The organism is Cupriavidus sp. TMH.W2 (assembly GCF_050847365.1).
Classification (GTDB): domain Bacteria; phylum Pseudomonadota; class Gammaproteobacteria; order Burkholderiales; family Burkholderiaceae; genus Cupriavidus.
On sequence record NZ_CP193792.1, the window covers coordinates 910,217 to 924,300 of the forward strand.

Here is a 14,084-nt window from a genome sequence, read left to right on the forward strand (position 1 = left end):
TAATGGAGCGAACATGCCCGTAAGCGATTACGACCTGACCGCGGCGTGGAAGCAGGTGCTGACGCTGTCGAAGCTGGAGCCGGGACAGACCGTCACCGTGCTGACCGGCGCCGCCACGCATCCGCAGACGCTGCGCACCGCGATGATGGCGGCGGCATCGATGGGGGCCATCGTCAACCGGCTCGACCTGCCGCCGGTCAATGGCGAGAAAGCGCTGAGCCGTGACGCGCTGGCCTATCTGGGCACCACGCCGCTGACCGGCAACCCGGCCGCCATTGCCGCGCTCAAGGCCAGCGACCTGGTGCTGGACCTGATGACGCTGCTGTTCTCGCCCGAGCAGCACGAGATCCTGGCGCAAGGCACGAAGATCCTGCTGGCGGTGGAGCCGCCCGAAGTGCTGGCGCGGCTGGTGCCGACCGAAGCCGACCGCGCCCGCGTCAAGGCCGCGACCGCGCGGCTGGGCAAGGCGCGCGAGATGCATATCGTGTCCGACGCCGGCATGGACCTGCGCTGCCGCCTGGGCGAGTTCCCCGCGATCAGCGAGTACGGCTTTGTCGACGAGCCCGGCCGCTGGGACCACTGGCCGAGCGGTTTCGTGCTGACCTGGCCGGACGAAGGCGGCACCAACGGCACCATCGTGCTGGACCGGGGCGACATCCTGCTGCCGATGAAGTCCTACATCCAGGCGCCGATCCGCATCACGGTCGAGGCCGGCTACGTGCGCCGCATCGAAGGCGGGCCCGATGCCGAGCTGCTGGCCGACTACATGGCGTCGTTCAACGACCCCGAGGCCTATGCCATGTCGCATATCGGCTGGGGCCTGCAGCCGCGCGCCAGCTGGTCGGCGCTGGCGATGTACGACCGCGAGGCCACCATCGGCATGGACGCGCGCGCCTACGAGGGCAACTTCCTGTGTTCGTTCGGCCCCAACAACGAGGCCGGCGGCAGCCGTACCACGGCCTGCCATATCGATATCCCGGTGCGCCACTGCACCGTCAGCCTGGATGGCGAGCCCGTGGTGGTGCGCGGCAAGGTGATGGACGGCCACCACGCGCCGGCCGCTTCTCTTTACAAGGACGCGCGCCATGGATGACGCCGTGCAGACTTACCAGCGCCAGGGCTTCGGCGCAGTCATGGAACTCCGTGCGCCGTACGGCCTGCTGATCATCGACTTCGTCAACGGCTTTGCCGATCCGGCGGTGTTCGGCGGCGGCAATATCCCCGAGGCGATCCGCACTACGCAGCCGCTGCTGCGCGCCGCGCGCGAGCACGGCTGGCCGGTGGCACACAGCCGCATCGTGTTCGCCGACGACGACAGCGACCACAACATCTTCACGCTGAAGGTGCCGGGCATGCTCACGCTGAAGGAGGACGGCCACAACAGCCAGATCGTGCCGGAACTGGCGCCCGCGCCGGGCGAACTGGTGGTGCGCAAGACGGTGCCGTCGGCGTTCTTCGGCACCTCGCTGGCGGCGTGGCTGACGCAGCGCGGCGTACAGACGCTGCTGGTGGCGGGTTGCGTCACCAGCGGCTGCGTGCGCGCCAGCGTGGTCGACGCGATGTCGCTGGGCTTTCGCCCGCTGGTGGTGTCGGATTGCGTGGGCGACCGCGCGCTGGGCCCGCACGACGCCAACCTGTTCGACATGGCGCAGAAGTACGCGACGGTGCTGACGCGCGACGAGGCGCTGGCGCAGGTTGCCGGCGTGCGCGCCGCGGCCTGAGGCCTGGCGATGCGGCCGGGCCTGGCGTCAGGCTGCCGCAGCGCGCCTGCCGCGTGCCGCCTTGCGCGGCGCGGCGGGCGGCGCCATATCCGCATCCGGCACCGCGCCGGGCACGGCCACCGCGCGCAGCACCGTCCGCTGCATCACATCGCGCCAGTGCGCCACCGCGGGCGGGCTCATCATGGGTTCGCCCAGGAAGGCGCTGAGCGTATGATGGTTGGAGTTGTAGAAGTAGCCAAGCGAAGCGATCACCATATAGACGTCGCGCGCGCCCGCGTCCGGGCGGAACAGCCCGGCGGCCTTGCCGCGCGCGAGGATGCCGTCGAGCACCGACAGCGCGTAGCTGGAGATCTCGCGCAGCCGCTCCGACTTTTTCGCGTGCTTGCCCTGGCTCATGTTCTCGCTGGTCAGGATGGCGACGAACTCCGGATGGTCCAGGTAGTACTGCCAGACGAAGTCGATCAGCTGCGACAGCGCGCGCACGGGGTCGGCGGCGTCGAGTTCATGCTCCAGCTTCTGCTCGGCTTCATTGAGCTGCAGGTAGATGGTCTCGAGCACTTCGACAAACAGCTTTTCCTTGCTGCCGAAGTAGTAGTAGATCATCCGGTCGTAGGTCTTGGCCAGCGACGAGATGCGCTCGACGCGGCCGCCGTCGTAGCCGCGCTGGGCGAAGACCTTGATGGCAGCCTTCAGGATGCGGTCGCGGCTGTCCTGCGCTTGCCTGGCCCGCGTGCCGGCTGGCGCCCGCTTCGCGGTTGGCTTGAGCGCAGGCTTGGGCGCGGTCGTGATCGTCATGGTCGATGGTTGAACTGTTTCACTGTTGGCTTGCAGTATAACGGCGCCCCGTGCCGCAGCCGGTGAAGGGAGATGGAAGAACGATGACGGCAACCAACCTGCAACCCGCGGCACAGGCCGACGCCGCCACGCCGCGCACGCTGCGGCTGGCGCTGCTGCAGGCCAGCGGCGTGCTGCTGGTGACGCGCGCCCCGCAGGCGGCGGCGCGGCCCGCGCCCGGCCAGCCCGGCGCGGCGTCAGACTACGTGCCGGCGCTGCCGGACATCTTCGTCGCCGTGCGTGACAGCGGTGAGGTGCTGGCCTTCAACGGCCACGTCGACCTGGGCACCGGCATCCGCACGGCGCTGGCGCAGATCGTGGCCGAAGAACTCGATGTGCCGCTCGGGCACGTGCGCATGGTGCTGGGCCATACCGAAGCCACCCCGAACCAGGGCCCCACGATTGCCAGCGCATCGATCCAGATCTCGGCGCTGCCACTGCGCCGCGCCGCCGCCCAGGCGCGTGCGTGGCTGCAGGCGCGTGCCGCGCAGCAGCTGGGCGTCGAGGCCGGCGCGCTGGAGGCAGAGGACGGCGTCTTCCGCGTTCCCGGCACGCAGGCCAGCATCGGCTATGGCGCGCTGGTTGCCGGCGAGCACGTGGAGTTGCCGCTCGCCGACGACATCCCGACCAAGCCGGTCGAGTCCTACCGCATCGTCGGCCGCGCGGCCGGCCGCGTCGATATCCCCGACAAGGCGCGCGGCGCGCTGACCTTTGTCCACGACGTGCGCGTGGCCGGCATGCTGCACGGCCGCGTGGTGCGCCCGCCGTATGCGGGGCGCGACAGCGGCGGCTTTGTCGGCAACAGCTTGCTGGAAGTCGACCGCGACGCCGTGCGGGACGTGCCGGGACTGGTCGATGTGGTGGTGCAGGGCGACTTTGTCGGCGTGGTGGCCGAGCGCGAGGAGTACGCGGTGCTGGCCGCGCGCCGGCTGCGCGTGCGCTGGAAGCCGGTGCCGCCGCTGCCCGCGCTGGACGATCCCGAGCCCGCGCTGCGCGCCAACCCGGCCACGCGGCGCGAGCTGCTGTGCGAAGGCGAGCTGCCGGCAAGCGGCATCGGCACGGCCTTGCAGCGGCGCTACGTGTGGCCATACCAGATGCATGGCTCCATCGGCCCGTCATGCGCCGTGGCCGACTGGCATGACGATGGCCTGACGGTCTGGTCCGGCACGCAGAACCCGCATGTGCTGCGTATCGACCTGGCAAAGCTGTGCGGGCTGGGCGAGGACCGCATCGAGATCGTGCGCATGGAAGCCGCCGGCTGCTACGGGCGCAACTGCGCCGACGATGTGTGCGCCGATGCCGCGCTGTTGTCGCGTGCGGTCGGGCGCCCCGTGCGCGTGCAGCTGTCGCGCGAGCAGGAGCACCTGTGGGAGCCCAAGGGCGCGGCCCAGCTGATGGACGTCAGTGCGACGGTGGGGCCGGACGGCGCGCTGCTTGCCTATGACTTCACCAGCCGCTACCCGTCCAACGATGCGCCCACGCTGGCGCTGGTACTGACCGGTGCCGTGCCCAATGCGCCGCGCACGCTGGAGATGGGCGATCGCACCGCCGTGCCGCCGTATGCCTATGGCGCGCGCCGGATCGGCTGTGACGACACGCCCGCGATCGTGCGCGCTTCATGGCTGCGTGGCGTGTCGGCGCTGCCTAATACGTTTGCGCATGAGTGCGTGATCGACGAACTGGCGGCCGAGGCGGGTGTGGATCCCGTGGATTTCCGGCTGCGGCACTTGCCCGATGAACGGGCCGCGGCGCTGCTGCATGCCGTGGCCGAAGCGGCCGGCTGGCAGCGGGGCGCGGCCGGATCGCGCGGCGCGGCGGATGCCGATGGCCGGCTGCACGGCCGGGGCGTGGCCTACGCCCGCTATATCCACAGCCGTTTCCCGGGATTTGGCGCGGCCTGGGCCGCATGGGTGGTGGATCTGGCGGTGGACGCCGCCACCGGCCGCATCACCATCGAAAAGGTGGTGGTGGGGCAGGACACCGGCATGATGGTCAACCCCGACGGCGTGCGCCACCAGATCCACGGCAACGTGGTGCAGACGCTCAGCCGGGTGCTGAAGGAGCAGGTGCGCTTCGATGCGGACGGTGTCGCCAGCCGCGAATGGGGCAGCTATCCGCTGCTGACCTTCCCGGAAATCCCGCCGATAGACGTGGTGCTGATGCCCCGCCAGTCGGAGCCGCCGCTGGGCGCGGGCGAATCGGCCTCGCTGCCGGGCGCGCCGGCGATTGCCAATGCCTTGTTCGATGCGCTGGGGATGCGGCTGAGGCGGCCGCCATTCGTGCCCGAGACGGTGCTGGCGGCAATGCAGGGCTGATTGTGCGCTGCCTCGTCTCTCTGATCTAGCCCATAAGGGCGACTTTCCAAGTGCTCGTCGATGCATTATTGTGGTTCTGGGGGATAGTCTTCATCAATGTGGATGGCGCGACCATCCGCGGGGCATGACCCTTGCCGAGCGGTGTGGGCGATAGCCATATGCCCGCTGTCGTAACCGCCTCGCCGGCCACGAGGACGCACCTACGCGTCGCGGACATCGCCGTACCTTGACGGTGCTCGCCCGTGTCGACGACCAGTTGATAAGGAAACGGCCGATATGAAGACGACATGGTTTGCCGGCGCTGTCGCAGCCTTCGTCGCTGGGGGGGTATCTGCCCAGTCGGGCGTGGCGCTGTACGGCATCGTTGATGCCGGTATCGAATACCAGAACAACCAGCCCGGCGGCGGCCACAGCGTCACCCGCCTGAGTGCCGGCAACATGTCCGGCAACCGCTGGGGCCTGCGCGGCACGGAAGAACTTGGCGGTGGCCTGAAGGCAACCTTCGTGCTGGAAGGCGGTTTCACCATTGATGATGGCAAATCAGCGCAATCGGGCCGCCTGTTCGGCCGCCAGGCCTTCGTCGGGCTGCAAGGCAACTGGGGCGCCCTGACCCTGGGGCGCCATCAGACTCCCTTCTATGATTTCGGGTTGCGGTTCGACCCGATGGCCATCTCCACGAACTACTCAATCATCGGCCAGGACGCGGGTTTCACCAGCCGTGCCGACAACTCTGTCAAGTATGTAGGCGCCTTCAGCGGCGTGACCGTCAGTGCCCTGTACAGCTTCGGCTCAAACACCGGCGCCGGCTCTTTGGGCGAAGTGCCGGGCAGCGCCAGGATTGGGCGCGAGTACAGCACCGGCCTGACCTACGCTGCTGGCTCGTTCAGCGTTGGCGGTATCTACGACGAAACCAACCTTGGCGTGGCCGCGGCGGGGCCGCTGACGGATGCGAGGATACGCCGCGCCAGCCTGGCTGGTTCATTTGCCCTCGGCCCCGCCAAGACATACGCTGGTTATCGCTGGGCCCAGGCACTCGGCGGCGCCACGCTGCCGGGAAACCTCGGGGCTAACAACGTTTCGAACCTGTACTGGCTGGGTCTGGGCTATCAGCTGACGGCGGTGCTCTCGTTGACAGGTGCTGCCTATTACCAGGATTTCCGCGGTACCAGGGCTGATCCATGGAGTTTCGTGGCATCTGCTGACTACACCCTGTCCAAGCGCACTGATGCCTACCTGAACCTCGGTTACACCAAGAACAAGGATGGTTCGACCCTGGGCCTGACCGCGGGCGGCGCCGGCGCGATCCAGGGCAGCGGCTTCGGCACCGTCAGCGGCTCGGAGAATCAGTTCGGCGCTGTGGTTGGCATCCGTCACAAGTTTTAAATTGAGACGAGTGCATTAGCACCAGCTTGCGTAGCACGCGTATCACAGGGAATAAAGCAGGGCGTCCGTTCGTTTACACAATGATGGCAACGAAAGTCCGGCAAGGGTCCGCAGTGACCCTTCCTGCGGCAGGCTGCAACGCGGGCAACACATCATGAACGGGCACAGGCTTTGCCAGATCGTTCTGGCATTGGTGGCAGGGGCGGCAATGGCCGCCAGCGGTCCGGCGCTGGCCGCCGGACGCGGTGGTGGCGGTGGCGGCATGCGTGCTGGCGGCGGCTTTCACCACGACGGCTCTCACCACCACGGGTTCCACCATGGACGCTCGCGCGTGGCTGTCGTGGTTGGCGGCGGCCTGGGCTGGTGGGGGTATCCGTACGGCTACTGGCCCTACCCGAATGACTACACCGGGTACTACGCACCCGAGGCGCAATACATCGAGCAGGGTGATGCGTCGGACGGGAACGCATGGTGGTACCGCTGCGACCGCCCTGGCGGCTATTACCCATACATCGAGAACTGTCCGGGCGGCTGGCAGCCGGAGCCGGCCCAGCCGCCGCCGCCGTAGTGCGGGAGGTCCTGCGATGAAGCCGTGTTCCCTTTCGCTCCTGCTTGCGGTCACGCTCGGTCTGGGTGCCTGCACGACGATGCCATCGGGGCCAAGCGTGATGGTGCTCCCGGGCAGGAACAAGACGTTCGACCAGTTTCGTGGCGATGACTACAACTGTCGCCAGTTTGCGCTGGGCCAGGTCGGCGGTGTGAGTTCACAGCAAGCCGCCAACACTGCAGCGGTGGGCAGCGCGGCGGTCGGCACGGCGCTGGGTGCGGCGGCCGGGGCGGCCATCAACGGCGGTTCCGGTGCGGCCGCGGGCGCCGGGGCAGGCCTGGTGACCGGCTCGGCGGTCGGCGCCAGCAATTCCTACTACTCGGGATACAGCACGCAGCGCCGGTACGACGCGGCCTACATCCAATGCATGTACGCCAGCGGGCACCGGGTGCCGTTCTATGGACAGATGATGGCGCCGCCCAGGACGCCGCCCGCCAACTATCAGCCTCACTACCCGCCGCCGGCACCGCCGGGATACTCGCCCTGAGCGCGGCACGGCTAGACGCCGTTCCCCTCGTCGATCTCACTCATCTTGCGCAGCAGGTAGGTCACTGCCACGCGCTCGGCCGGATTCAGGCTGCCGAAGGTCTGCTCCGAGATCTCCTTCGCGAACGGCACGGTCTGATCGATCAATGCCAGCCCGGCGGGCGTGACCGTCACCACCACCTTGCGCCGGTCGTTGGGATCGTGTGACACCGCGATCAGTTCGCGCGATTTCAGGCGGTCGATAATGCCCCGCACCGTCGCCTGGTCGATCGCGGTGGCGCGCACTACCTCGTTCATCGAACACGGTTGCCGGTCCCTGACCGCGCACAGCACCACGAACTGCGCCGCGGTCAGCTGCGAATCCGGGATGGTCTGCTGGAAGATCGCCACATGGCGCTGGTAGGCGCGCCGCAGCAGATGGCCCACCTGCTCGGTGAAATCGTAGTCGGCGGCGGTCTTGCCGGGAGGCGTGTCGGAGGGCTGGGGCACGAACTTGGTGCATTGGGTAAGGTGACTTGGAGTATACCGAGGAAGGTAGCGCGAAGGTGGCGGAGGCCGCTGGAGTGACGCCCGATGCGGTTGCGTCTTTTCGAATACAATCGTCGGGTCGTTTTGCGGGGCCGCCTTGCCGGTCCGCTATCCCCGTATTCTCCGTGACCGCCTCCCAGAAGTCTCTCGCCGCGCCTGCCGCGCTGCCGTCGCCGCAGCGCTCGGGCCTTGTCATCGCCGCCGTCGGTGCGGTGCTGTTCTCCGCCAAGGCGATTGTCGCCAAGCTGATGTACCGCTACAACGTCGATGCCGTGATGGTGATCACGCTGCGCATGCTGTTCGCGGTGCCGCTGTTCATGGCAATCGGCTGGTGGCAGTCGCGCCGGCTGGCGCCGCTGTCATGGGCGGACCGCGGCCGCGTCGTGTTTCTCGGCTTTATCGGCTACTACCTGTCGAGCTTCCTGGATTTCATCGGGCTGCAATACATCACTGCCGGGCTGGAGCGGCTGATCCTGTTCCTGACGCCGTCGTTCGTGCTGCTGGCCACCGCACTGGTGTTCCGCCGCCCGATCGGCACGCGCCAGTGGGTGTCGCTGCTGCTGGCCTATGCGGGCATCGTGCTGGTGTTCGCGCATGACCTGGATATCAGCGGCAGCCAGGTGTGGCTGGGCGGCGCGCTGGTGCTGGCCAGTGCCATGACTTATGGTATCTACCTGATCCTGAGCGGCGAGCTGGTGCGGCGCATCGGCTCGCTGCGGCTGGTGGCGTATGCCATGTGCGTCTCGACTGCCTGCTGCGTGATCCAGTACCTGGTGCTGGGCCGGCCGGTGGCGGAACTGGCGCAGCCGGCGCCGGTGATGTGGCTGTCACTCATCAATGCGGTGTTCTGCACCGTGCTGCCGGTGTCGATGACGATGGTGGCGGTGTCGCGCATCGGCGCGCCGATGGCGTCGCAGGCGGGCATGATCGGGCCGGTGTCGACGCTGCTCCTGGGTTTCTGGCTGCTGGGCGAGCCCGTCAGCGGCGTGCAGCTGGCCGGCAGTGCGCTGGTGCTGGGCGGCATGTATTTGCTGTCGGCAAGAAAAACGTGATTCCGGGCCGGCCCCGCGCAAGACAAGAGGCACGGCCCGCCAAAGACAACAGACAAAGGAGAAAGACATGGATCTGGGACTGCGCGGCAAGCATGCGCTGGTATGCGGCGCCAGCAAGGGCCTGGGCTTTGCCTGCGCCGATGCGCTGGCGGCCGAAGGCGTTGACGTGGTGATCGTGGCGCGCGGCGCCGAGGCGCTGGAGAAGGCCGCCGCCGGCCTGCGCGCGCGCCATGGCCGCCGCGTGATCGCGGTGGCGACCGACATCACCACGCCGGACGGCCGCAAGGCGGCGCTGGATGCGGTGGCCAAGCTGGGCGACCTCGACATCCTGGTGAACAATGCCGGCGGCCCGCCGCCGGGCAACTTCCGCGACTGGGAGCGCAGCGACTGGCTGGCGGCGCTGGACGCCAACATGCTGACCCCGATCGAGCTGATCAAGGCCACCGTCGACGGCATGATCGCGCGCAAATGGGGCCGCATCATTAATATCACCAGCGGCGCGGTCAAGGCGCCGATCGACGTGCTGGGCCTGTCCAACGGCGCGCGCTCGGGCCTGACCGGCTTTGTCGCCGGCGTGGCGCGCGAAGTGGCGCAACACGGCGTGACCATCAACAACCTGCTGCCGGGCCCGTTCAATACCGACCGCCTCCTCAAGACCATGGAAGGCGGCGCCAAAAAAGCTGGCCTGACCGTCGATGAGGTGGCGCAGCGCCGCGCCGCGGCGAATCCGACGCGCCGCTTCGGCGAGCCGGCCGAGTTCGGCGCCACCTGCGCCTTCCTGTGCAGCCGCCACGCGGGCTATATCACCGGGCAGAACATCCTGCTCGACGGCGGCGCCTACCCGGGCACCTTCTGATCCCCCTGCCTGCTCTTGTTTCCTGACGTTCACTGACCCCGCAACAAGGAATCCCTGATGACTCGCCCCCGCATCGCGCTGATCGCCCATGACCACAAGAAGGACGATATCGTCGCCTTCGCCACGCGCCACCGCGCCTTCCTCTCGCAGTGCGAGCTGCTGGCCACCGGCACCACCGGCGGGCGCCTGATCGACGAGGTCGGGCTGGAGGTGACGCGGATGCTGTCCGGGCCGTGGGGCGGCGACCTGCAGATCGGCGCGCAGCTGGCCGTAGGCGAGGTGCGCGCCGTGGTGTTCCTGCGCGACCCGATGACGCCGCAGCCGCACGAACCCGATATCAACGCGCTGGTGCGCGCCTGCGACGTGCACAACGTGCCATGCGCCACCAACGTTGCCACTGCCGAGCTGCTGATCGCCGGGCTGACGCGCGAGGCCGAAGCCGGCAACTGAATTCCCATCGATGCAGCACCATCACGAGGAGCGACACAGATGAGCAAAGCCATCCGGATCGAACAGACCGGCGGTCCCGAAGTCATGCAGTGGGTCGATGTCGAAGTGGGCGAACCCGGCCCTGGCGAAGTGCGCGTGCGCCATGAAGCGGTGGGCCTGAACTACATCGACGTTTATTTCCGCACCGGCCTGTACAAGCAGCCGCTGCCGGCCGGGCTGGGCATGGAAGGTGCCGGCGTGGTCGAGGCTGTGGGCGAGGGCGTGCGCCACGTCGCCGTGGGCGACCGCGTGGCCTACGCCGGCCGCCCCAACGGCGCCTATGCGCAGGTGCGGGTGATGCCGGCCGACATTGTGGTGTGCCTGCCCGACGCGATCCCGTTCGACACCGCCGCGGCGATGATGCTGCAAGGCCTGACCGCTCAGTACCTGATCCGCGACAGCTACAAGGTGCAGCCGGGCGACACGGTGCTTCTGCATGCGGCGGCGGGCGGTGTCGGCCTGATTGCCAGCCAGTGGCTCAAGGCGCTGGGCGTGACCGTGATCGGCACCGTCGGCAGCGACGAGAAGGCCGAACTGGCGCGCGCCAACGGCTGCGCCCACACCATCGTCTACACGCGCGAGTCGTTTGTGGACCGCGTCAAGGAAATCACCAACGGCAAGGGCGTGCCGGCGGTCTATGACTCGATCGGCAAGGACACATTCGAGGGCTCGCTCGACTGCCTGGCGCCGCGCGGCACCATGGTCAGCTTCGGCAATGCCTCGGGCCCGGTGCCGCCGTTCGATCTGTCGGTGCTGGGCAACAAGGGCTCGCTGCGCCTGACGCGCCCGACGCTGATGACCTACGTGGTGCATCGCGAACTGCTGGAGCCCATGGTGGCCGACCTGTTCGACGCCGTGGCCACCGGCAAGGTGAAGATCGACATCCGCCAGCGCTACGCGCTGTCGGAGGTGGCGCAGGCGCATCGCGACCTGGAGTCGCGCAAGACCACAGGCTCGACCATCCTGCTGCCGAACTGACGCAGCCGCCGCTGCGCTGCAATGCAAAGCCCCCGGGGCAGCCTGGCTGCCCCGGGGGCTTTGTGTTTTTCAAACCGGCGTGATCAGCGCGGCCTGACCGTGGCGGCCGTGGCCCGCGCTTCGGCCTGGCGCAGGATGTGAGGCGGCAGGCGTTTGAGGATCAGGTGCACGGCCAGCGGAATCAGGACCACGTCGTCCACGATGCCAAGGCCGGCGATGAAGTCGGGGATCAGGTCGATCGGCGAGATCGCATAGAGCAGCAGCCCGATAGCGGCGGGCTTGAGCCAGGCCGGCGCGTCCGGATGGCGCAGCGCATACCAGAACAGACGGCCGTCGCGGCGCACCAGCGTCAACAGGGCCGAAAATCGCTTCCACATGAGAGGCCTCCTTCACATTGCGGCGCCGGTTACTGGCGCGTGCACAGATAGCTTGGGCCGTTTGAGACGGCTTCAAGTTCCGGAGGTGGATATGCCTAAGACGGCTCTCACGCAGCTGGTTTGCTCCCCTCTCCCGCGCGCGGGAGAGGGGCAGGGGGTGAGGGCGGGGGCGTCCAAGGCTGAGGCCTGTGGGCGCAAACCGTTGGCCCCGCTTGACGTGGCTCCTAGCTAAACCACCCCTCACCCCGGCCCTCTCCCCATGAGGGGAGAGGGAGAACACCTTGCTTAGGCTAGCCCGGGCGGCTTTGGAGCACCGGCGATCAGCCCGGGATCTTCCCTTCCACGCCTTCGACGTAGAACTTGATGCCGTGCAGGAAGCCATCGTCGGCAACCTGATCCTTGGCGAGCTGCTCCTTGCCCGTGTTGTCCTTGATCGGACCCTTCCAGATCGGGGCGGTGCCGTCGATCACGCCCTTGCGCCGCTCCTCGACCAGCTTCTTCGCATCCTCAGATACGACGGGGTTGAAGTCCTTCAGGTCGATCATGCCTTCCTTCAGGCCCCACCACGTGGTGTTGTTCTTCCACTGCTTGTTGAGCACGTCTTCGACCACCTTGTTGTAGTAGACGCCCCACGAGATTTCCGAGGCGGCCAGGTGGGCCTTCTCGCCGAACTTGCTCATATTGCTGTCCCAGCCGAAGGCGTACACACCCTTTTCCTGCGCGGTCTGCACCACGGCGGCGGAGTCGGTGTTCTGCATCAGCATGTCAACGCCCTGGCCGATCAGCGTGGTGGCGGCTTCGCGCTCCTTGCCCGGATCGAACCACTTGTTGACCCACACCACCTTGACCGTGGCCTTGGGGTTGACGCTGCGCGCGCCCAGCGTGAACGAGTCGATATTGCGGATCACCTCGGGAATGGGCACCGATGCCACCACGCCCATCTTGCCGGTCTTGCTCATCTTGCCGGCCACCACGCCGGCCAGGTAGGCGCCTTCATAGGTGCGCACGTCGTACTGGGCCAGGTTCTCGGCGGTCTTGAAGCCGGTGGCGTGTTCGAACTTCACGTCCGGGAATTCCTTGGCGACCTTGAGCATCGACTCCATGTAGCCGAAGGTGGTGCCGAAGATCAGCTTGTTGCCCTGGCTGGCCAGGTCGCGGAACACGCGCTCGGCGTCAGCGGCGGATTCGGGCACGTTCTCGACGAAGGTGGTCTTGACCTTGTCGCCGAACTTCGCTTCCACGGCCTTGCGGCCGGCGTCGTGCGCGTAGGTCCAGCCGGCATCGCCCACCGGCCCGATATAGACGAAGGCGACCTTGAGCGGTTCGGCCTTCTGCTCGGCAGCGGGTGCGGAAGCCGGGGCCGCGGTCTCGGCAGGCTTCTCGGCTTCCTTCTTGCCGCAGCCGGCCAGGGCCAGCAACGCGGTGGCGGCAAGTGCCGCCAGGGTCTTCCTGCGCGTGACGATCATGATTTCTCCTTGTGTGAATTGTTGGTAGCTCAGGGATTTCCGTCAGAAAAACGATCAGGCATTGCCCGGGCGGAAAGGCTTGCCCAGCGAGGCCGGCATGTTCAGGCGAATCCAGGCCGGGTTGCGCGAGATCAGCGCCAGCACCACGATGGTGGCCGCGTACGGCAGCATCGACAGGAACTGCGACGGCACCGACACGCCAATGCCCTGCAGGTAGAACTGCAGGATGGTCACGCCGCCGAACAGCCACGCGCCCACCAGCACGCGGCCCGGGCGCCAGGTGGCGAAGGTGGTCAGCGCCAGCGCGATCCAGCCGCGTCCGGCGACCAGGTTCTCGACCCACATCGGCGTGTACACCAGCGACAGGTAGGCGCCGGCCAGCCCGCAGCAGGCGCCGCCGAACAGCAGCGCGGCAAAGCGAATGGTGCGCACCGGGTAGCCCAGCGCGTGCGCCGATTCCGGCGATTCGCCGATCGCGCGCAGTGTCAGCCCCGCGCGCGTGCGGAACAGGAACCACATGATGGCAAGGCACAGCAGCAGGCTGAAATACACCATCCAGTGATGCTGGAAGAAGGCCGGGCCGACGAAGGGCAGGTCGGCCAGGCCGGGCACGGCCTTGGCCTGCGCCGGCATGGCGAAGCCGACAAAGCGCTGGCCCATGAAGGCCGACAGGCCGGTGCCGAAGATCGACAGCGCCAGGCCGGTGGCGACCTGGTTGGTGGCCAGCACCAGCGCCAGCCACGAGAACAGCGTGGCCATCAGCATGCCGGCGAGCGCGCCGGCGGCAAAGCCGAGCAGCGGCGACTGGGTCTGGTAGCCGACCATGAAGCCGGCCACCGCGGCCACCAGCATCATGCCTTCGGCGCCCAGGTTGAGCACGCCCGAGCGTTCGTTGATCAGCAGGCCCAGCGCGGCCAGCAGCAGCGGCGTGCCGGCGTTGATGGCGGTGGCGATGAGTGGAGCGAGTTGTTCCATATTGTTCTGTTGCTCCG

15 protein-coding genes are annotated in these 14,084 nt (G+C 67.7%); 10 read left to right on the forward strand and 5 right to left on the reverse strand.

Going from position 1 to position 14,084, the window contains the following annotated elements; translation table 11 throughout:
* The first annotated feature begins 13 nt into the window (after positions 1-13).
* Together ACREYQ_RS04220 and ACREYQ_RS04225 are read left to right on the forward strand one after the other, a co-directional pair.
* Positions 14-1,093 (forward strand): 2,5-dihydroxypyridine 5,6-dioxygenase, encoded by a 1,080-nt coding sequence (locus ACREYQ_RS04220; RefSeq protein WP_432259534.1) that lies wholly within the window; start codon positions 14-16, stop codon positions 1,091-1,093.
* Complete coding sequence (locus ACREYQ_RS04225; RefSeq protein ID WP_432259535.1) at positions 1,086-1,721, forward strand: N-carbamoylsarcosine amidohydrolase; 636 nt, start codon at positions 1,086-1,088, stop codon at positions 1,719-1,721. The genes ACREYQ_RS04220 and ACREYQ_RS04225 overlap by 8 nt, the downstream gene beginning before the upstream one ends.
* A 27-nt stretch (positions 1,722-1,748) precedes the next feature.
* Here ACREYQ_RS04225 and ACREYQ_RS04230 read toward each other — a convergent pair whose 3' ends face one another.
* Positions 1,749-2,516 carry a TetR/AcrR family transcriptional regulator gene (locus ACREYQ_RS04230; RefSeq protein WP_432259536.1) on the reverse strand — a complete coding sequence of 256 codons (768 nt, stop codon included), beginning with the start codon at positions 2,514-2,516 and terminating at the stop codon, positions 1,749-1,751.
* A gap of 83 nt (positions 2,517-2,599) precedes the next feature.
* Here ACREYQ_RS04230 and ACREYQ_RS04235 point away from each other — a divergent pair, with 83 nt between their 5' ends.
* The 4 genes from ACREYQ_RS04235 to ACREYQ_RS04250 all read left to right on the forward strand — a co-directional run bounded on the left by ACREYQ_RS04235 (position 2,600) and on the right by ACREYQ_RS04250 (position 7,347).
* Complete coding sequence (locus ACREYQ_RS04235; protein WP_432259537.1) at positions 2,600-4,870, forward strand: molybdopterin cofactor-binding domain-containing protein; 2,271 nt, start codon at positions 2,600-2,602, stop codon at positions 4,868-4,870.
* Between the two features lie 276 nt (positions 4,871-5,146).
* Positions 5,147-6,253, forward strand: a complete 1,107-nt coding sequence (locus ACREYQ_RS04240) for a porin (protein WP_432259538.1) — start codon at positions 5,147-5,149, stop codon at positions 6,251-6,253.
* Positions 6,254-6,407: 154 nt separating this feature from the next.
* Positions 6,408-6,821 carry a hypothetical protein gene (locus ACREYQ_RS04245; RefSeq protein ID WP_432259539.1) on the forward strand — a complete coding sequence of 138 codons (414 nt, stop codon included), beginning with the start codon at positions 6,408-6,410 and terminating at the stop codon, positions 6,819-6,821.
* Between the two features lie 16 nt (positions 6,822-6,837).
* Positions 6,838-7,347, forward strand: coding sequence for a hypothetical protein (locus tag ACREYQ_RS04250; RefSeq protein WP_432259540.1), 510 nt, complete (start codon positions 6,838-6,840; stop codon positions 7,345-7,347).
* An 11-nt stretch (positions 7,348-7,358) separates the two neighbouring features.
* Here ACREYQ_RS04250 and ACREYQ_RS04255 read toward each other — a convergent pair whose 3' ends face one another.
* Positions 7,359-7,835, reverse strand: coding sequence for a MarR family winged helix-turn-helix transcriptional regulator (locus ACREYQ_RS04255; protein ID WP_432259541.1), 477 nt, complete (start codon positions 7,833-7,835; stop codon positions 7,359-7,361).
* Between the two features lie 203 nt (positions 7,836-8,038).
* Here ACREYQ_RS04255 and ACREYQ_RS04260 point away from each other — a divergent pair, with 203 nt between their 5' ends.
* The 4 genes from ACREYQ_RS04260 to ACREYQ_RS04275 all read left to right on the forward strand — a co-directional run bounded on the left by ACREYQ_RS04260 (position 8,039) and on the right by ACREYQ_RS04275 (position 11,249).
* Positions 8,039-8,926, forward strand: coding sequence for a DMT family transporter (locus ACREYQ_RS04260; RefSeq protein WP_432260358.1), 888 nt, complete (start codon positions 8,039-8,041; stop codon positions 8,924-8,926).
* Between the two features lie 67 nt (positions 8,927-8,993).
* Entirely contained in the window at positions 8,994-9,782 is a 789-nt protein-coding gene (locus ACREYQ_RS04265) for an SDR family oxidoreductase (RefSeq protein ID WP_432259542.1), read from the forward strand.
* 57 nt (positions 9,783-9,839) lie between these two features.
* Positions 9,840-10,232 carry a methylglyoxal synthase gene (locus tag ACREYQ_RS04270; RefSeq protein WP_432259543.1) on the forward strand — a complete coding sequence of 131 codons (393 nt, stop codon included), beginning with the start codon at positions 9,840-9,842 and terminating at the stop codon, positions 10,230-10,232.
* A 39-nt stretch (positions 10,233-10,271) separates the two neighbouring features.
* Positions 10,272-11,249: a quinone oxidoreductase family protein gene (locus ACREYQ_RS04275; RefSeq protein ID WP_432259544.1), complete on the forward strand. Its 978-nt coding sequence runs from the start codon at positions 10,272-10,274 to the stop codon at positions 11,247-11,249.
* Between the two features lie 83 nt (positions 11,250-11,332).
* Here ACREYQ_RS04275 and ACREYQ_RS04280 read toward each other — a convergent pair whose 3' ends face one another.
* From ACREYQ_RS04280 to ACREYQ_RS04290, 3 genes are all read right to left on the reverse strand, one after another.
* Positions 11,333-11,626 carry a YkvA family protein gene (locus tag ACREYQ_RS04280; protein WP_432259545.1) on the reverse strand — a complete coding sequence of 98 codons (294 nt, stop codon included), beginning with the start codon at positions 11,624-11,626 and terminating at the stop codon, positions 11,333-11,335.
* A gap of 320 nt (positions 11,627-11,946) precedes the next feature.
* The gene (locus ACREYQ_RS04285; protein ID WP_432259546.1) at positions 11,947-13,092 is read right to left on the reverse strand and encodes a BMP family ABC transporter substrate-binding protein; all 1,146 of its coding nucleotides are present in this window, start codon (positions 13,090-13,092) and stop codon (positions 11,947-11,949) included.
* A 54-nt stretch (positions 13,093-13,146) separates the two neighbouring features.
* Positions 13,147-14,067 (reverse strand): ABC transporter permease, encoded by a 921-nt coding sequence (locus tag ACREYQ_RS04290; protein WP_432259547.1) that lies wholly within the window; start codon positions 14,065-14,067, stop codon positions 13,147-13,149.
* Positions 14,068-14,084 lie beyond the last annotated feature (17 nt).